This is a genomic window from Planomonospora parontospora, from assembly GCA_014647935.1.
Classification (GTDB): domain Bacteria; phylum Actinomycetota; class Actinomycetes; order Streptosporangiales; family Streptosporangiaceae; genus Planomonospora; species Planomonospora parontospora.
In genome coordinates this window covers 359,012-377,291 of record BMQD01000004.1, presented here as the reverse complement: position 1 = coordinate 377,291, position 18,280 = coordinate 359,012, and the positions used below count along the sequence as shown (strand labels likewise).

The 18,280-nt window shown below is 75.0% G+C and carries 16 protein-coding genes; 13 read left to right on the top strand and 3 right to left on the bottom strand.

Going from position 1 to position 18,280, the window contains the following annotated elements:
* Both IEZ07_RS36265 and IEZ07_RS09200 read right to left on the bottom strand, forming a co-directional pair.
* The coding region (locus tag IEZ07_RS36265; RefSeq protein WP_373293966.1) for a biotin carboxylase N-terminal domain-containing protein at positions 1 to 70 on the bottom strand (70 nt) is incomplete at its 3' end.
* 91 nt (positions 71 to 161) lie between these two features.
* The gene (locus IEZ07_RS09200; protein WP_068894493.1) at positions 162 to 902 is read right to left on the bottom strand and encodes an SDR family NAD(P)-dependent oxidoreductase; all 741 of its coding nucleotides are present in this window, start codon (positions 900 to 902) and stop codon (positions 162 to 164) included.
* 155 nt (positions 903 to 1,057) lie between these two features.
* Between IEZ07_RS09200 and IEZ07_RS09195 the strand changes: the two genes are divergently transcribed.
* Entirely contained in the window at positions 1,058 to 1,327 is a 270-nt protein-coding gene (locus IEZ07_RS09195; protein WP_191894331.1) for a WXG100 family type VII secretion target, read from the top strand.
* A 69-nt stretch (positions 1,328 to 1,396) separates the two neighbouring features.
* Here the strand turns inward: IEZ07_RS09195 and IEZ07_RS09190 are convergent, their stop codons facing one another.
* Positions 1,397 to 6,274: a type VII secretion EssC family protein gene (locus IEZ07_RS09190; RefSeq protein WP_191894330.1), complete on the bottom strand. Its 4,878-nt coding sequence runs from the start codon at positions 6,272 to 6,274 to the stop codon at positions 1,397 to 1,399.
* Positions 6,275 to 7,143: 869 nt separating this feature from the next.
* Between IEZ07_RS09190 and IEZ07_RS09185 the strand changes: the two genes are divergently transcribed.
* The 12 genes from IEZ07_RS09185 to IEZ07_RS09130 all read left to right on the top strand — a co-directional run bounded on the left by IEZ07_RS09185 (position 7,144) and on the right by IEZ07_RS09130 (position 18,272).
* Positions 7,144 to 7,848 carry a hypothetical protein gene (locus IEZ07_RS09185; RefSeq protein ID WP_239319775.1) on the top strand — a complete coding sequence of 235 codons (705 nt, stop codon included), beginning with the start codon at positions 7,144 to 7,146 and terminating at the stop codon, positions 7,846 to 7,848.
* A 1-nt stretch (position 7,849) separates the two neighbouring features.
* Positions 7,850 to 8,770, top strand: coding sequence for a CpaE/TadZ family protein (locus IEZ07_RS09180; protein WP_239319773.1), 921 nt, complete (start codon positions 7,850 to 7,852; stop codon positions 8,768 to 8,770).
* Between the two features lie 52 nt (positions 8,771 to 8,822).
* Positions 8,823 to 10,124 carry a TadA family conjugal transfer-associated ATPase gene (locus IEZ07_RS09175; protein ID WP_068894498.1) on the top strand — a complete coding sequence of 434 codons (1,302 nt, stop codon included), beginning with the start codon at positions 8,823 to 8,825 and terminating at the stop codon, positions 10,122 to 10,124.
* A complete protein-coding gene (locus IEZ07_RS09170) occupies positions 10,121 to 11,008 on the top strand; it encodes a type II secretion system F family protein (RefSeq protein ID WP_191894328.1) in 888 nt (295 codons plus the stop codon). The genes IEZ07_RS09175 and IEZ07_RS09170 overlap by 4 nt, the downstream gene beginning before the upstream one ends.
* A gap of 29 nt (positions 11,009 to 11,037) precedes the next feature.
* Entirely contained in the window at positions 11,038 to 12,015 is a 978-nt protein-coding gene (locus tag IEZ07_RS09165; protein WP_191894327.1) for a type II secretion system protein, read from the top strand.
* Complete coding sequence (locus IEZ07_RS09160; protein ID WP_231647147.1) at positions 12,012 to 12,278, top strand: Flp family type IVb pilin; 267 nt, start codon at positions 12,012 to 12,014, stop codon at positions 12,276 to 12,278. The genes IEZ07_RS09165 and IEZ07_RS09160 overlap by 4 nt, the downstream gene beginning before the upstream one ends.
* Positions 12,259 to 12,708 carry a TadE/TadG family type IV pilus assembly protein gene (locus tag IEZ07_RS09155; RefSeq protein ID WP_239319771.1) on the top strand — a complete coding sequence of 150 codons (450 nt, stop codon included), beginning with the start codon at positions 12,259 to 12,261 and terminating at the stop codon, positions 12,706 to 12,708. The genes IEZ07_RS09160 and IEZ07_RS09155 overlap by 20 nt, the downstream gene beginning before the upstream one ends.
* Complete coding sequence (locus IEZ07_RS09150) at positions 12,705 to 13,106, top strand: TadE/TadG family type IV pilus assembly protein (protein ID WP_191894326.1); 402 nt, start codon at positions 12,705 to 12,707, stop codon at positions 13,104 to 13,106. Before IEZ07_RS09155 ends, IEZ07_RS09150 begins: the two co-directional genes overlap by 4 nt.
* A 17-nt stretch (positions 13,107 to 13,123) precedes the next feature.
* A complete protein-coding gene (locus tag IEZ07_RS09145) occupies positions 13,124 to 13,519 on the top strand; it encodes a pilus assembly protein TadG-related protein (protein WP_191894325.1) in 396 nt (131 codons plus the stop codon).
* Positions 13,520 to 13,585: 66 nt separating this feature from the next.
* The gene (locus IEZ07_RS09140; protein ID WP_191894324.1) at positions 13,586 to 16,465 is read left to right on the top strand and encodes a hypothetical protein; all 2,880 of its coding nucleotides are present in this window, start codon (positions 13,586 to 13,588) and stop codon (positions 16,463 to 16,465) included.
* 137 nt (positions 16,466 to 16,602) lie between these two features.
* The gene (locus IEZ07_RS09135) at positions 16,603 to 17,289 is read left to right on the top strand and encodes a hypothetical protein (RefSeq protein ID WP_191894323.1); all 687 of its coding nucleotides are present in this window, start codon (positions 16,603 to 16,605) and stop codon (positions 17,287 to 17,289) included.
* A complete protein-coding gene (locus tag IEZ07_RS09130) occupies positions 17,286 to 18,272 on the top strand; it encodes a hypothetical protein (protein WP_191894322.1) in 987 nt (328 codons plus the stop codon). Before IEZ07_RS09135 ends, IEZ07_RS09130 begins: the two co-directional genes overlap by 4 nt.
* Positions 18,273 to 18,280: the final 8 nt, after the last annotated feature.

Below are 18,280 nucleotides of genomic sequence, written 5' to 3'. Positions count from 1 at the left end.
CGGCGTCCTTGCAGGCGCGGGCGATTCGCACGGCGATCTCACCGCGGTTGGCGATCAGGACCTTCTGCACCGGATCGTTCCCTTCGTACACGCGAGCAGGCGGCTGCGAGCCTCCAGGGAGTGTAAGCGTCTCCTGATGTCCAGGTCTTGCCGGGGACCGCTCAACGGCCGAGATAAGCACCGCCGTTGACGTGGACGACCTGTCCGGTCAGGTGGCGTGCCTGCGGAGAGGCCAGGAATCTCACGGTCTCCGCCACGTCCTCGGGCGTGCCGGCGCGCCCGTTCCTGGTGTTCTCCACCCGGCGCCGGACCCCCTCCTCGGTGAGGCGGCCCCGGAAGAACTCGGTGTCCACGACCAGGCCGGGGGAGACGACGTTCGCGGTGACGCCGCGCGGACCGAGTTCGGCGGCCAGGTCGGCGGTCCACGCCTCCACGGCCGCCTTGGCCGCGCCGTACGAGCCGGACCCGGTGCCCCGGGCCGCGATCGAGCCGATCGTGACGATCCGGCCGTCGTCGGCGAGCCGGGGGATCAACGCGCTCGTGACCAGTACGGCCGACATCAGGTTGGCGTTGAGGTTGGCCCACCAGCCCTCGGCCACGTCCATCAGGTCGCCGTCGTCGGCCGGGCGGTCCAGGTCCGTGTTCCCGCCCGCATTGTTGACCAGCACATCCACCCGGGACGGCAGTCTGTCCAGCGCCTCGCCCACGGCGACAGGGTTGGCCGCGTTGAAGGCCACCGCGGCGACGAGCCCGGTGCGGCCGGGGTCCAGTCGGTCGGCGGCCTCCTTGAGCACGTGCTCCCGCCGCCCGGCGATGGTGACCCGGTCGCCCTGGGCCACGAAGGCCGCCGCGACGGCGTAACCGATCCCGGTCCCTCCACCGGTCACCACGATCTCACGCATTGCCGATAATCCTTCATACGTAGATAAGCCGACAAAAAAGTAACGATAACTGGCGGAGATCATAACTGATAGGTATAACCCAGGTAGCGAGTGATCCATGCGCGTATCGTGAGCCTGTTTGGTGACCCCTCTGACACCGACCCGAAGGAGACGGCATGAGTAACCTGCTCGGCGGCAACCCGGCGGAAATGCAGCAGATGGCGACGCAGTTCGATCGGCGAGCTACGCAGGTGGAGGAGATCATGGCCGCCCTTAACGCAGAGGCGGCCAAAGTCGGCACCGCTTGGACCGGCCCCGGATCCGGGAAGTTCGCGGATGCATGGCAGAACTACCGCACCGCTTTCCAAGCGATGGCGCGGGAACTCCACGAGGCGTCGAAAATGATCAACACCTACCGTAGCAACATCGAGTCGGCCACCCAGTGATCCGCGGCGCCGCCCCCGCACCGAAATGCTGCCGGGGCGGCGCCGTGGCGTTCCATCGCCCATGCCGCCTCACCCCGGCAGCGCCGCCTGCACCGGGGTCACCGTGCCCAGGGTGAGGAGCAGTCCCCGCCCCGGAGGGCCGCCGACCGCGCCGCGCGGGAGCCGTACGGTGAACAGGTCCCCGTCCGCGGGGCTCTGGACCGAGAGCAGCAGCCCGGTGCGGGACTTGCGGGCCTCGGCGGCGAATCCCCGGTAGGCGGTGGTCAGGTCGCCGGTGGCGCCGGCGACGATCAGGCCGTGCTCGCCGTCCCGCCCGGTGCGCAGCACCTGCTCCAGGGCCGTGCCGAGCGGGCTGTCGACGGAGACCAGTTCGGCGTCGTCGACCAGCACGACGTAGCGCTCCAGGCCGGCGACCGCCTGGCCCAGGTCGCCGTTGCCGTCGAGTACGGCCAGCACCCCCTCGGCGCCCTCCAGGGTGCGCAGCGGGCTGCGCCGGGGGGTGACCAGGACCACCGGGGTGCTCCGGGAGAGCAGCGACCGAGCGGCCGTCAGCAGCGCGGACGAGCGGCCGGACCGGGGCGGGCCGCCGATGACCGCGCCGGGGCCCTGGGCGAGCAGGTCGACGCCGAGCGGCGCCAGCGAGTCGCCCCCGACGCCGAGCAGCGCCCACAGGGGGGAGGGCGGCTCGAAGGACGGCACCAGGTCCATCGCCTGGGCCGCGGTGATCCGAGTGGGCAGCGGGTCCACCCGCAGCGGCGGCTCGCCGTCCCAGCTCCACGTACCGGGCCTCCCGGAGACCTCTCCGACGCCCCCCGCGATCTCGCCCGGCCCTCCAGCCCCTCCCGTACCGGGGAACCTGGCGGGCACCGTGCGGGCGAGCGACTGCACCACGGCGACCTGGGCGGGGCCGGAGGGGTCGTCGTCGAGCAGGGCGATCTGGCTCTCGGTCAGGCCGTGCTCGCCCATGGACAGCGCCCGGCCGGGTCCGAGGGAGGCGGGCAGGTCCTTGACGGGCAGCCCGGCCAGGCCGTAGTCGGCGGGGTCGGCCAGGCGCAGGACCAGCCGGTCGTCGAAGACCGTGGAGATCTGTCCGATCAGCGCGGACCGGTCGCCGGTCACCACGGCCCGGAGCCCGACCGCCGGGCCCTCCCGCAGCAGCTGCAGCATCGAGTCGATCAACCGACCGTAGTCGTAGCCCTCGAACGCGGCGACGAACCCCTCCCAGCGGTCGAGCATCAGCACCATCCAGGGCAGCCGCGGAGTCCCCCCGGCGGCCCTGAGCTCGGCCAGGGAGGCGTATCCGGCCTCGGCCAGCAGTTGCTGGCGCCGCCCCACCTCGGCCCGCAGCCGGGTCAGCAGGCGCTCGACCCGGTCGAGCTGGTCCCGGGTCACGACGGCACCGCAGTGCGCCATCGCCACCAGGGGCAGCAGCGCTCCGGACCCGCAGTCGATCGCGTGAAGGTGCACGTCCTGCGGGGAGGCGCCCGCCGCGATCGCCCCGGCCAGCGTGCGCAGCGCGGTGGACCGGCCGCTGCGCGCCGTACCGGCGACGAGCAGGTGCCCGCCGTGCGGCAGGTCCAGCGTCAGCGCCCGCCGGTCCTGCGCCCACGGCAGGTCGGTCACCCCGAACACCAGCGGCGGCACCTCCTCGCTCCCCGCCCGGTACGGCGGCGCGCCCCCGGCCGCCTCCCGGGACGTCCTCGCCGCCCCCCGCACCCCGCCCGTCCGGCCGGGCCCGCCGGTGCCGGAGAGGCCCGAGCGATCGGAGCGGTCCGGGCGGTCCGAGCGGTCTGGGTGATCCCAGAGCCCCGGAGGACCCGGATGATCCGGAAGACCCGGGAGGCCGGACGGGTCCGGGAGACCGGGGAGCACGACGAGGCCGGGGAGCGGCTCCAGCCAGGGACTGGGCTGCTCGGGGATCCCGGCGACGCGGGCCGCGTCCACCAGGGCGTCGACGAGCAGCGACAGGTCGGTGGCGGTGGCGCCCTCCGGTCCGGCCTCCGGCGCGGCCGGGGAATGCCCCAGCGCCCGCCAGCCGACCTCCGTCACCCGCGTCCTGGCCTCGCTCGCGGCCGGGCTCCGCCCGCCGATCCGCGCGGTCTGCACGGCCACCGGGGTGCCCGTCCCCGACCGCACGTAGCACCGGCCGGGCGTGGACTTGGAGATGTGCGCCGCGTCGGGGGTGCCGATGACGTCGGTGGACTCGGCGGCCTCGGTCACCCGCAACGCGATCCGCAGCGACGTGTTCGCCTGGATGTCGGCGGTCACCACGCCCCCGGGCCGCTGGGTGGCGAGGATCAGGTGGATGCCCAGCGACCGGCCCCGCCGGGCGATGTCCACCAGCCCGGTCATGAAGTCGGGCAGCTCGCTGACCATCGCCGCGAACTCGTCGATCACCAGCGCCAGCCGGGGCAGCGGCGCCAGGGGGCCGCCGCCCCGCCCCCGCAGCGGAGTGACCGGGGATCCGGCCGGTGCCCCGGCCGGGGCGCCGATCGGGGAGGGGCCGCCCGCCACCAGCAGGTCGCGGGACGCGCGGGCCGTCTGGGCGTCGCGCAGCGCGTGGTAGTCCTCGATGTCCTTGGCCCCGGCGGCCAGCAGCAGCCGTTCCCGGCGCCGGATCTCGGCGGCCAGGGAGGCCAGGGCCCGCTGGGTCAGATGGCCGTCCAGGTCGCTGACCATGCCGACCGTGTGCGGGAGCCGTACGCACTCCTTGAAGGCCGCCCCGCCCTTGTAGTCGATCAGCACGAACGTCATCTCGTCCGGCCGGTTGGCCGCCGCGAGCGAGCAGATCAGGGTCTGCAGCAGCTCCGACTTGCCCGCGCCGGTGGTGCCCGCGATCAGGGCGTGCGGCCCGTCGCGGCTCAGGTCGACGGAGAACGGGCCGTCCGGTCCGGCGCCGATCACCGCCGCCGTGGAGCGGCCCCACCGCCCGGCCAGGGCCTTGCCGCCCAGGACCGTGCCGCCCAGCGGGTCCGGCGAACCCGCGGGGCCCGCGGACGGGAGCCCGAGCAGGTCCAGCAGGCGCGCGGAGCCGGGCAGCGCCGTGCCCGCCTCGTCGCGGCTGACGTCGCGGATCGGGGCCAGCGAGCGGGCGAGCCGGTCGCACCAGGAGGCCGGGACCTGGTCGGCCAGGATCTCGCCGAGGCTCTCCATGCCGCCGCCGAGCAGCCGGAGCCGGCCGTCCGCGCCCGCCTGGACGACGGTGGCGCACTCCTCGGGCAGCAGCCGCTGCTCGTCGTCCAGGGCCAGGGTGTGGACGCCCGCGCGGGGCCCCTGGCGCAGCACCTGCGGCATGCCGGGCAGCGCGCGCAGCACCCGCGCGCCGTCCAGGAGGACCAGCACGTCGTAGGGGCGCTCGTCGTAGCGGGGCGGATCGGCGGAGTCGCCGCCGAGACCGCCCCAGCCGGACGGGACGCGCGGAGCGGCGGGCCTGAGCGGCCCGTCGCCCTCGCCCAGGCGCTCGTCGATCAGAGTGGTCAGCTCCGCGACCCGGCGGGCCGCGGCCTCCGGGTCCGCGCCGACCAGCGCCAGGCAGTCCTCGCCGCCGTGCGGGGCGCAGTGCGGCAGCCAGCGCACCCAGTTCCACCGCTCCTCGCCGTCGCCGTGCGCGGACAGCACCACGATCGCCAGGTCGCGCGGGCTGTGCAGGGCGGCGGCCTGGCCGACGAGCCAGCGGGCCAGGCCGGACACGGTCTCCCTCGGGCCGGTCAGACCGGCCACGCCGAGCCGCCGCATGGCCAGCGCCACCGGCACCGCCCGGCAGGCCGGCGGCTCCGGCAACGGGGAGTCCGGCGGGGCGCCGCGCTCCGGTACGAGTTCCAGCGCCGCCGGGAGTTCGGCGAGGCCGACCCGGAGGCGGAGGGCGTCGGGGTCGTGGTCGCGGCGCTCCCAGAGCCTGCGCCGCGGGCCGGTCGCGGTGAGCAGCACCTCGGCGGGGTCGGGCGCGGCGGCGCGGCGGGCGGCCTCGTCGGCGGCGCGGGCCCGCTCCAGCTCGGCCTCGAAGACGGCCAGGCGCTCCCGGTAGTCCTTCATCTGCTGCCGGTGCCGTTTACGGCCGTGCCGCCGGTCGCTCCACCACTGCCCGATCATGATCGTCGGGCTCAGCAGCGCGAACAGCAGGAAGTACCAGATCCGCAGCGCCCAGGCCATGCCCACGCCCAGCACCAGGGGCAGGAACGCGGTCAGCAGCTGCAGCCGCATGCCCTCGGCGCGCCGGGGCTCCACCGGCACCTCCAGCCGCCGTGCGGGCTCCGGGGGACGGATCCGGGGCGGCCGGTTGTAGGCGAGCCCGCCGTCGGGCCGGTCGTCCAGGTGCGCGTCGGGCGGCTCGACGGCCGTCAGCGTCAGCACCGAGGAGCCGCAGGTGAGCACCGCGTGCTCGGGCCAGCCCACCGCCTCCTCCACCGGCTCGCCGTCCAGCGCGGGCCCCGCGGCGCCGGGTACGGCGGGCTCCACCGTGATGGCGTCGGGCGTGAGCCGCACCACGGCGGCCCGGCCGGGGAGCGAGGGATCCCGCAGGGCCACCGTGCAGGCGGGATCGGAGCCGATGGTGTGCACGCCGAAGCCGAGGCGGTGCACGGACCCGGCGCAGGGCCCGCCGGACACCCGGATCTCCACGATGCCGGCGGGCTCCTCGGCGAAGGTGGAGACGGCCAGGCGCCGGTCCAGGGTGACCAGGTCGCCGTCGCGCAGGAGCCCGAGCGCGGGGGCGTCGGCGGGGAGGACCCGGCCGTCCAGCCACAGGTCGGGGGGCGCGGCCCCGGCGCCGGTGCGACCCAGGCCGTAGGGGGCCCGGGTGCGGGTCAGCCGCACCACGTTGCCGGAGCGCTCGCCCGGAGGCTGCCCGGCGAGCGCCTCGGCGAGCCGGGCGACCGTGGTCGACTCGTCGGCCTCGACCAGGACGTCCCGGTCGGCGTGCTCGCTGAGCACGGTGAGCATGATCCGCATCGCCGCTCTCCTCGGTCCGGCCCTGCGCCCAAACCTAATGACTGGGAACGGCAGGGGAAGGGGTGTTCGCGGCAGAAGTGCGGCCTCGGGGGCAGCATGTGGAAAACGCGGCAACCTGTGGATAACCACCGGTCGATGCCGACTTGTTATAGCGGTTCATGTGGGGTGTCACCGCGACGGGAGCTTCCCGTCATCTGAGGAGCACCCGGACCAGCCTGTGGAAAACTCGGTGGAAAACCCCGGGAAGCGGGCGGACCCGGCGCGCGCTCCCGGTCGCGGGCCCGGGTTCGCAACTCGTGGGCCTTCTCCTCCAGCAGCTCCGCGTAGGCGTTGACCTCGGAGGTGACCTCGGCCAGCCCGGCCGCCGCCCGGTGCAAGCGCACGGCGGTCCGCTCGGTGACCCGGACGACGGGCGGCCGCCGTGGCGTCCGGACGCCTCCGCGGCGCAACCGTGCGGCGGCCTCCCGGACGACGAGGCGGAACCGTCCCGAGCTCGGCGGGAGCCCCCTGAACCACGTTCCCATGCCCCCAGAGTGCCACTTTTTGAACTGGTTCAGGATGAATCACCGTGAAAAGCGGCGCACAACCCTCGGTCCCGGAGGGTGAAGGCGCCGGGCCCGTGAGCCGAATGACGGCTGAAACCATTGTGACGGTTGTTATCGGGATTTGTTGATGTCCTTATCATCCGGATAAGTCAGATGTCACCTGCCGGAAGCGTAAGGTTTCAGTGGATCTCCATTGACAAACCCGTTCCTACCAAACGAGCATTGGTCCTCGCTTTTGCCCCACGGGACATCGGCAAGGTGCGCATAATGGCGTAAATTCGATCAGTAACCCACAAAATGATCACTCTGGGAGCCCCCACGCCCATGAGGACGAGCGAGAAGCCATCCAGCCGCGCGCCGGCGAACGCCGACCGGCCTGTTCCGCCGGGCACCCTGTCGGGACCGGCGTCACGCAAACTGCCCGTCTCCCCCAGAGAGCGCAAGCCCGCGCTCGCGGCGCTCGCCGTACTGCTCATCCTGGGCGGCGCGCTCGCCACCACCCTGCTCGTGCTGCGCAGCGGCGACCGGGTCTCCGCGATCCAGATCGTCCAGCAGGTCGGCACCGGGCAGCCCATCGCCCAGACCGCGATGCGGGAGGTGCAGATCGCCGACACCGGCATCGGCTACGTGCCCTACGCCGAGCGCGCCCGCGTCGCCGAGAACTTCGCCCGGGTCACCCTGCTCCCGGGCACCCTGCTGACCAGGGAGATGGTCCTGTCCTCCAGCGAGGAGCTGGGTCCGGGCAAGGCCCAGGTGGGGCTGGCGCTCAAGCCCGGCCAGCTGCCCGGCACGCTGCGCAGCGGCGACCGGGTCCAGGTCGTCCACGTGCCGGGCCGGGGCGGGGACTCCCAGGCCGCGGCCGGGCGGATCCTCGCGCAGAGCGCGCTCGTCCACAGCGTCGGCTCGTCGGGCCGGAACGGCTCCGCCGGGCAGATCACGATCATCGTGGACGCGACCATCTCGCCCACGGTCGTGACCTACGCCGCCCGGGGCGAGATCGCCCTGGCCGAGCTGCCGGGAGCGCGCTGACGTGGCGCTCATCGTGCTGGCCGCCGACAAGGGAGCGCCCGGCGTGACCACGGCGGCCACGGCGCTCGGCGCGGTCTGGCCGCGCCCGGTGCTGCTGGCCGAGTGCGACCCCGCGGGAGGGGACGTCGCCTACCGGCTGCCGGCCGCCGACGGGGGAGTGCTCAACCCCGGGCGGGGGCTGCTCACGCTCGGGGCCACGGCCCGCCGCGGCCTGACGACGGCCCTGATCCACGAGCACACCCAGAAGATCGTCGGCGGGCTGGACGTGCTGGCGGGCCTCACCCACGGAGAGCAGGCGGCCGGGCTGACCTGGCTCTGGGGGCCGCTCGGCAGGGCGCTGGCCGCGCTGCCCGGTGCGGACGTGCTGGCCGACTGCGGCCGCCTGGGCGGGCACCCGGAGCTGGGGGAGCTGATCGCCGAGGCGGGACTGGTGGTGCTGTTCACCCGGGGGAGCCTGGACCACGTCGCGCACCTGCGCGAACGCCTGCACGTGATGCCCCGGGGGGCGCGGGTCGGGGTCGTGGTGATCGCCGACCCCCGGCAGTACCGCGGCACGATCGAGGACGTCCGCCGGATCGTGGCCGCCACCAGCAAGGACGTCGCCTTCGTGGCGGGGCTGGCGCACGACCCCAAGGGCGCGGAGCTGCTGCGGGGCCAGTGGGGCGGTCGCCTGGACCGCTCGCTGCTGATCCGCACCGCCCGGGAGCTCGCCGGCCGCCTGGCCGCCGAGACGGCTCCGCGCGAGGCCCCAGGTGCCGTCCGAGGAACGGTTCCGAGCACCGCCCCGGGCGCTCTCCCGGGAACCGGCCTGGGCGTCCGGATCCCCCGCACGGCCCCCGGCCCGTACGGCGAGGCCCCCGCCCCGAACGGCACCCCGGCCCCGTACCCCGCCCCGACCGGATGGCGGGAGGAGGGCCCGTGAGCGGGCCGACCGGAGGCGCGGCGGCGCCCGCGCGGCCGACGGAGGGGGTCGCATGAGCATCGACCACACCCTGGTGAAGCGGTTCCGGCAGGAGGTCGGCGACCGCCTGGCCCACCAGCGGCGGCTGGACCAGGCGAGCGGCCTGCCCCCGATGACCGGAGAGGACGAGCGCCAGTTCGCCCGCGCACTGATCGCGCAGGTGCTGGAGGAGTACGCCCGCGGCGAGATCGGGGTCGGCCGCACCCCGCCCACCGCCGAGGAGGAGGAGGCGCTCGCCTCCGGCATCCACGCGGCGCTCTTCGGCGTGGGCCGGCTCCAGCCCCTGCTGGACGACCCCGAGGTCGAGAACATCGACATCAACGGCTGCGACCGGGTCTTCATCGGCTACGCCGACGGACAGGAGCTCATGGGGGAGCCGGTCGCCGAGTCCGACGACGAGCTGGTCGAGCTGATCCAGATCCTCGCCGCCTACAGCGGCCTGTCCAGCAGGCCGTTCGACACCGCCAACCCCCAGCTGGACCTGCGGCTGCCGGACGGCTCGCGGCTCTCGGCGGTCATGGACGTGACGGTCCGCCCGTCGATCTCCATCCGCCGCGCCCGGCTGGGCAAGGTCTTCCTCAGCGACCTGGTGGGCAACGGCACGCTCACCCCGAAACTGGGCCGCTTCCTGTCGGCCGCCGTGGCGGCCAGGAAGAACATCATGATCGCCGGGTCCACGAACGCCGGGAAGACGACCCTGCTGCGGGCGCTGGCCAACGAGATCCCGCCGCACGAGAGGCTGATCACCGTCGAGCGCGCGCTGGAGCTCGGCCTCGACCAGTTCCCCGAGCTCCACCCCAACGTGGTGGCCTTCGAGCAGCGGCTGCCCAACTCCGAGGGCCAGGGCGAGATCAGCATGGCCGAGCTGGTCCGCCGGTCCCTGCGGATGAACCCCTCCCGGGTGATCGTCGGCGAGGTCCTCGGCGACGAGATCGTCACCATGCTCAACGCGATGACCCAGGGCAACGACGGCTCGCTCTCCACCATCCATGCCAACTCCTCGATGGAGGTCTTCAACCGGATCGCGACCTACGCGCTCCAGGCCGCCGAGCGCCTGCCGATCGACGCGACCCACATGCTGATCGCGGGCGCGATCGACTTCGTGGTCTTCATCGAGAAGCGCAACGAGTACGCCAGGGGCGGGACGCTGCGGCGCTTCGTGTCGAGCGTGCGCGAGGTGGCCGGGGTCGACGGCCGAGTGCTCTCCTCGGAGGTCTTCGCCGCGGCCCCGGACGGCCGCGTCCTGCCACACGCACCGCTGTCCTGCCTGGAGGAGCTCGCCCGGCACGGCTACGACCCCGGGGAGTGGGCATGATCCCCGTCCCGCCGGGGCTGTTCGACCCGCTGGCGCTGCTGGCCGGGGCGGCGGTCGGCGGCGGCCTGTTCCTGCTCGGCCTCGCCCTGTACGGCGTGCGCCCCCGCCCGGCGACCCCGGGCCGGAAGGCCGCCAGGCGCGAGTTCCTCCGGGCCCTGTCCACCCGGACCGCGGCCGGGGCGATCTCCGGGGTGGCGGTGCTCCTGGTGACGGGGTGGCCGGTGATGGCGGCCGGCGCCGTACTGCTCGCCCTGGGCTGGCGCGGCCTGTCCGGCGGCGCGGCCGAGGAGCGCACGGCGATGCACCGGCTGGAGGGGCTGGCCGCCTGGACCGAGTCCCTGCGCGACACCATCGCCGGGGCCTCCGGGCTGGAGCAGGCGATCCCGTCGTCGATCCGGGCCGCCTCCCCCACGCTCCGCCCGCACCTGCGCGGGCTGGTGGACCGCCTGCACACCCGGATGCCGCTGCCCGACGCGCTCCGCCTGTTCGCCGACGAGCTGGACGACCCCTCCGCCGACCTGGTGATCGCCGCGCTGATCCTCAACTCCCGGCTCCGCGGCCCCGGCCTGCGCGACGTGCTCGGCGCGCTCGCCGTCTCGGCCCGCGAGGAGCTCGACATGCGCCGCCGGGTCGAGGCCGAGCGCCGCTCCACCCGGCGCAGCGTGCAGATCGTGGTCGGCACGGCGGTCGCCTTCGCGGCGATGCTGGTGGTGTTCAACCCCGATTACGTCGCCGAGTACGACGATGCCCTCGGCCAGGCCGTCCTGGTCGTGGTCGCGGCCTTCTTCGGCGCCGGGTTCGCCTGGATGCGCCGCCTGGCCCGCTTCGACAAACCCGCCCGCCTGCTGGGCCTGTCCACCGGAGGCGAGGTCCGCGATGACTGAGGCGCTGCTCGCGGGAGGCGGGGGGCACGATGACTGAGGCACTGCTCGCCGGCGGGGTGCTCGGCCTCGGCCTGTTCCTGCTGGTCCGGGCGCTGTTCCCGGCGCGGCCGGGGCTGGTGACCCGGCTGCTGGCGCTGGACGCGGCCCGGGAGGGCACCGATGCCCCGCGGATGCAGCTGGTCCTGCCCGACGAGGAGGTCAGCGCGTTCCGGCGCGGCCTGGGCGTGCGGCTGGCCCGCTTCTACGCGGCCCGGGGCTGGGAGGTCCGCTCCGCCAGGGCCGACCTGGCGCTGCTGGGCAAGTCCTTCGAGGGCTTCCTGGCGACGAAGGCGCTGCTGTCCGCCTCCGGTCTGCTGGCCTTCCCGCTGCTGGCCGGCTGGCTGGCGCTGATGGGGTGGGGCGTCTCGCCGACGGTGCCGCTGTGGGCCGCGCTCGCCGTCGCCGTGGTCTTCTTCTTCCTGCCCGACCTGCAGATCAGGCGGGACGCCGCCCGGATGCGCCGCGACTTCCGGCACGTGGTCGGCGCCTTCCTCGACCTGGTGGCGATGAACCTGGCCGGTGGGCGCGGCGTGCCCGAGGCGCTGATGATGGCGGTCTCCGTCGGCACGCCGGGGGCGTCCGGCGCGCCCGGCGCCGGGGGCGCGGGAGGCGCGGCGGACTCCGGCGAGGGGTCGAACTGGGCGATGGCCCGGATCCGCGAGGCGCTCGGCAACGCCAGGATCGTCGGCATCACCCCGTGGCAGGCGCTCGGCCAGCTCGGCGACGAGATCAACGTGGACGAGCTGCGCGACCTGTCCGCCGCGCTCGGCCTGGTCGCCGACGACGGCGCCAAGGTCCGCGCCTCCCTGACCGCCCGTGCGGCCACCCTGCGCCGGCGCGAGCTCGCCGAGGTGGAGGGCCAGGCGGGGGAGCGGTCCCAGTCGATGCTCGTCGCCCAGCTCCTGCTCTGCGCGGGCTTCGTGATCTTCCTGAGTTTCCCGGCCGCTATGAAGATGTTGGGGTCATGACCATGATCAACCATCCGTGGATCGTCTACACGGTAGCCCTGCTGAACGTGCGCATCGACAGGGCTCGCAGCGCCCCCACCCGCGGCGCCTCGGCCGTCGAGTGGGTCATCATCACCGCCATCATCGCCGGGGTCGCCCTCGGCCTCGCCACGCTCATCAGGACCCTGGTCCAGGACAAGCAGGCGGAGATCTCCGACCAGTTCGGCGGCGGTGGCGGTGGCGGGGACACCGGAGGTGGCGGCGGTGGCTCCACCGAGCCGTGACCGGCCGTACGGCGTCCGGAGAGGCGGTGACCGGGAGCGGGGCGCCACCGCCGTGGAGCTGGCGATGATCATGCCGGTGGTGCTGGTCGTCATCCTGCTCGTCGTGCAGTTCGCGCTCTGGTTCCACGGCCGCCAGGTGGCCGACGCCGCCGCGCGCGAGGGGGCCCGGCTGGCCCGGCTCGACACCGACTCCTGGCAGCAGGACGCCGAGGCGCGGGCCGCTGAGGTGCTCCGGGCCGTCGGCCCGGAACTGCTCTCCGGCGCCACCGCCACGGCCTGGGAGGAGGGCGACCGGCGCGGAGTCGAGATCACCGCCACCGCCGTCCAGGTCGTCCCGCTGCTGCCGTCCACCACGTTCACCGTCACCGCGCGATTCGGAGGTCCCGTCGAGTGCTTCCGCCCCGACGACGGCGGCGAGGACTGCCAGTGAGCCGCCGGTACGGGGGTGAACGCGGGTCGCTCTCGGCCGAGACGGTGCTGCTCGCCCCGGTGTTCCTGCTCTTCCTGCTCTTCCTGGTCGGCGCGGGACGCCTCGTGGAGGCCCAGGGCGAGGTCAACGGCGCGGCCAGGGACGCGGCGCGGGCCGCGTCGGTGGAGCGCACGCGCGCCGACGCGCAGGCCTCCGCCGCCGAGGCGGCCGGGGCTTCGCTGGAGGGCGAGTGCGAGCCCTCGGTCGAGGTGTCCGGCGACGGCTGGGAGGCGGGCGGGCAGGTCAGGGTCGAGGTGACCTGCTCCCTGGACCTGGGCTTCCTCGGCTTCGGCGCGGCCAAGGAGGTCAGCGGGGACTCGGTGGTCCCGCTGGAGCAGTTCAGGCGGGTGGAGGAGTGAACGGGGACCGGGGATCGATGGCGGTCTTCACGGTGCTGTTCTCGGCCGTGGTCTTCCTGCTGGCCGGGCTGCTGGTGGACGGCGGGGCCGCGATCAACGCGCGGCTGCGGGCCGCCGACGTCGCCGAGCAGGCCGCCCGCGCCGCCGCCGACCGGATCGACGTCGAGTACCTGCGGGAGACCGGGCAGGCCCGGCTGCTGGAGGGCGACGCCGTCTGCGGCGAGGCTCGGGAGATCGTCTCCGCGCACGACGGCGGCGACGTCGAGCTGGTCGCGTGCGAGCCCGGTGGCGAGCAGGTGGAGGTGACCGTCTCCGTCCGCTGGGAGGCGTTCTTCCTGGCCGCGCTCGGCTTCCCGGGTTCGGCGATGGAGGCCTCGGTCACCGCCGGTCCCGACATCGGCGAGCAGACCTAGACCGAATGCGCCGAACCACTGGCCGAGCGGGTGAAGGACGACGAATCTGGACACGGAGGAAGACGCATGCCGACGCGACAGCCCATGCGCATCAGGCCGAGGCGCACGACCGGCGACCTGCTCGCCGGGCTCGGCGCGCTGGCGGTGCTGGTCGCGCTGCTCGGCGGCGTCCCGTACGCGCTGCTCCGGCTCGCCGGGCCGCCGCTCACCCCTGAGCTGCTCGACCTCGACCTGCTGACCAGCCGGGTCGGCACCGGCACGATCGTGGCGATCCTGGTGCTGCTGGTCTGGCTCGCCTGGCTGCAGCTGGTCGTGTGCGTGCTCGTCGAGCTGTACGCCGGGATCCGCCGGGTCGGCATGCCCGCCCGGGTCCCGCTGGCCGGGGGCACGCAGGCGCTGGCCAACCGGTTGGTCTCGGCGGTCCTGCTGCTGTTCACGGTCTCGGCGGTGGCGGTCCCGCTCCTGCGGCCGGCCGGTCCGCCCGCCGACCGCCCGGCCGCCGTCGCGGCCGGGACGTCCCCGCTGGCCGCGCCGGCCACCGCGGAGCGGGCGCCGCTGGTACCGGTGGGCAAGGCCAAGAAGGTCTACGTCGTCCAGCCGCCGCACGGGCGGCACCACGAGAGCCTGTGGGAGATCGCGGAGAAGTGCCTCGGGGACGGGCGCCGCTACCCGGAGGTCTACCGGCTCAACCAGCACAAGGAGCAGCCCGACGGGAGCCGGTTGCGCATCGCGGACCTGATCAGGCCCGGCTGGGTGCTCGACATGCCGGACGACGCGCGCAACGTCCACATCGTGCCGGCCGCCCAGCCCCGGCCCGCCACCCTCGACGACCACCCGGGCAGGCCCGCCGAGCTCGACGGCCGGACCCGGTACGTCGTCCCGGGCGGGGCCGACCTCCCCGCGGAGGCTCCCGCCGAGTCGCGGGAGCGGCCGGCCGTACGGCCCGACCCGGTCCCTGAGCGGGCCGATCCGCCCGCGGAGGCCGACCGGGCCCCCGCCGCTCCGGAGGCGGAGGGCTCCCCGGGGGCCGGGGACTCCACGGGTTCCCCGGGGTCAGCGGGTCCGGCTTCCGCGGGCTCGGCGGACCCCGGCTCCGGCGAGTCCGGCGATTCCGGCCTGGGAATGCTCGACTACCTGGCCGGGGCCTCGCTGGCCGCGGCCGGCCTGCTGGCGGCGCTCGGGCGCAGGCGCAGGGAGCAGCTCTGGCACCGGGCGTTCGGACGCCGGATCGTCCGCCCCCGGGAGGACGCGGCCCAGGCCGAGCTCGCGCTGAGGCTCGGCGCGGACGCCCCCGGGAGCCGGATGCTGGACATCGGGCTGCGGCTGCTCGGCCGGTCCCTGGCGGCGGCCGGGCGGGTCCCCCCCACCGTCTACGCCGCGCACCTGTCCCCGCGCCACCTCGACCTGTGGATCCATCCCCCGAACCCGGACGCCCCCGCGCCGTGGGCCGCCCACGACGGGGGCCAGGTCTGGCGGCTCCCCGCTCACGAGGGCCGGATGCTGGACGAGGCGGCGCTGGCCGGCGCGCCCGCGCCCTACCCCGGACTGGTCTCCCTGGGCGGGGACGGCGAGGGCCGGGTGCTCGTCGACCTGGAGGCCGCCCACGGCCTGATCGCCGTCAAAGGCGCGCAGACCACCGCGGCCCTGGCCGCGCTCGCCGTGGAGTTGGCCACCAACCGCTGGTCGGACCGGATGCGCGTCACGCTCGTCGGCTTCGGCGAGGAGCTGACCGTGATCGCGCCAGAGCGGATCAGGTGCGCGAGCGGCCTGGAGGAGGTCCTGCCCGAGCTGGAGGCCGAGGCCCGGGCGGCGGCCGACCGGGGGCACGGCGCCGAGGTGCTCACCGGGCGGATCCACGGCCGGGCCGGCGACCCCGTCTGGTCGCCGCACTACCTGCTCTCGGCGGTCCCGCCGAGCGCCGAGGAGGCCCGCAGGCTGGCGGTGCTGGCCCGCACGGGCGCCCGGACGGCCGCCGGGTACGTCATCGCCGGGAACGTCCCGCACGCCACGTGGAACTGGGAGATCGACGGGGACGGCCGGCTCCGGGTGGACGCGCTCGGCTTCGAGGTGGCCGCGCAGCTGCTGCCCCGCCGCCAGTACCGGGCCCTGGTCGAGCTGTTCTCGACCGCCCGGCGGCTGGAGGGCGAGCCCGTGGACGACGAGGCCGGGCCCGTCACCCCGAATCCGTCGGTGGAGGTGCGGATCCTCGGTCCGATCGAGATCGCGGGCCCGCCGCCGATGGAGGAGGGCCGGGCCGGGCTCGCCGTCGAGATGGTCGTCTACCTGGCGACCCATCCGAGCGGCGTGCACCCGGTCGTGCTCGGCGGGGTGCTGTGGCCGCGCGGCGTGCAGGCCGTGGTCAGGGACGCCACCATCGCCCGCGTCGTCGCCTGGCTGGGCGCCGACTCCGAGGGCAGGCCCAACCTGTACGCCGACGAGTCCGGGCGGCTGCGCCTCGGTCCGGAGGTGCGCACCGACTGGATGCTCTTCCGGGAGCTGGTCCGCCGGTCCCACGCGGACGCCGCGGCGCGTGCCGTACTGCTGGAGCAGGCGCTCGGCCTGGTGCGCGGCCCGCTGCTGAGCGGCCGCCCGCGCGGCCGCTACGCGTGGCTGGCCGCCGACGACCTGGAGTACGACGTGGCGGCGGGCGTGGCCGACGCGGCGCACCGGTCGTGCGAGGTGTGGCTGGCCGCCGGCGAACCCGGCCGGGCGGTGGCCGCGGTGCGGGCCGGGCTGCTGCTGGCCGCCGACGACGAGGGGCTCTGGCGGGACCTGCTCCGGGCGACCCACCGGACCGGGGACCCCGCCCGCCTGCGGGCCGTGGCCGAGGCCCTGCACCGGCGGGCCGAGTCGCACCCCTACGGGGGCGGGATGGCCCCGGAGACCGAGGCCCTCATCGACGAGCTGCTGCCCGCGTGGCGGATGAGCTCGGCGCCGTCGGCATGAGCGGCGGGCGGACCGGGACGGAGGCAGGGATGGACACCTCGGCGGAGAGTCCGCGGAAGATTCCGCGGAAAGGGCCGCGGGGAACGCCGGGAGCGGTCCGGCACGGGCTCGCGGCGGTTCCGGGCGGGTTCTCGGCCGTGCGGCGCGGGATCCTGGCCGTGGCGGCCGTGCTGGTGCCGCTCGCGCTCGCGGGGTGCGCCCCGTCGGCCGCGGAGCCGTTCGTCCCGGTGGACGGAGCGGCGGGTACGGCTGCGGCGTCCGGACCCTCCGCCCCATCGCCGGGAGCGGACGGCACACCGCGCGCCGGGCGGAGCCCGCGGGCCGAGACGGTGCAGGCCGGGCCGGACATGCGGCTGGTGGTCGAGCCGCCGGTCGCGGCCGACGCGGTCACCGACGGGGCGGTCGCGGCCTTCCGCGCCTACTACGCCGGGTCCCTGCGGATCGTCTCCCTCGGCGACCGGGACCCGACCGGGAGCGAGACCGCCTACCTCGACCTGCTCGGCGAGGAGGCGGTGCGCCAGGACTACGACTGGGTGGCCTCCTACTGGCGCGACCACCACGCGCTGCACGGGACGGTCCGGTTGTACGGGTTCGTGACCGAGCCGCTCGCGCAGGGCGGCGTACGGCTCAGCGCGTGTGTGGACATGGCCGGCACGCGGACGGTCGACACGCGCACGGGCAGGGAGGTCACGCCGCGGGACGCGTGGATGGCCGAGCCCTTCCTGCACGCCGCCGACCTGCGTGAGGACGGCGGCGTCCTGCGCATCCAGTCCTTCAACCACGCCCTGTACCCCAGCGAGGACGCGAAGAGGTGTCTGCGATGACCGTGAGAAGAGCCGCCGGCGCGATCCTGCTGGTCCTGGCGACGGTGGGGGCGGCACACGCCGCCCAGGGCACGGCGGCCCGCGCGGCGGCGGACGACCCGCCGTCGGGCGGGGTGACCCAGGACGGCAGGAAGGCCGGTGTCTGGCTGAAGAACTCCCGGATCGTCATCAGCGGGAACGGCGCCGGGGCCGGGAAGGGTGACGGCTACCGCCTCAAGCGCCCGTGCTGGTACGAGCCGTCCCTGGACGGCCTCGACATGCTGGCGCAGCAGCAGCGGGGCAAGGCGTGGTGGACGCGCGACCGGGAGAACGCGAAGGCGCAGCAGAAGTTCGTCGAGCAGTTCAAGGAGAAGGCCGGCGAGAAGGGCCGCTGGTGGCTGCCGGCCCACAACGAGGGCGACCCCGCGGGGCTGGCGTGCGCGCAGGGACTCGACTCCTACGTGTGGGTGCCGGAGGGCTCCCCGCCCCCGCCCGGCGGGATCACCATGGCCGAGCTCGCCGACATCGCCCGCGCCGCGCTGACCGTGCCCGAGCCCAGGATCAGGCTGAACCCGGACGTCAGAAGCTACGTCAACCTGCCGACCTGGGTCTGGCTGGACGGGGCGGGGGCGACCACGCGGTCGGTGACGGCCACGCTCCCGGGCGTCATGAGCGCGACCGTGACCGCCACGCTCGACGACATCGAGATCGATCCCGGTACGACCGCCGACCGGGCCGAGGTGCGGAAGGACTGCGGCGCACGCGGCAGGCCGTACGCCAGGGGCCAGGAGTTCACCTGCGGTGTCCGCTACCTGCGGGCCTCGGTCGATCAACCGCGCGGGGTCTACGAGCTGACGGTGACCTCGGTGTGGGAGGTGACGGCCCAGGGGCAGGACCAGAGCGGTGTGGCGCCGTTCGCGTTCGACCCCTACGACCCCGTCCAGGTGGGCGCCACCCGCGACGTCCCGGTGGGCGAGGTGCAGAGCGTCGTCCGGGGCGGCTGAGCGCCCGG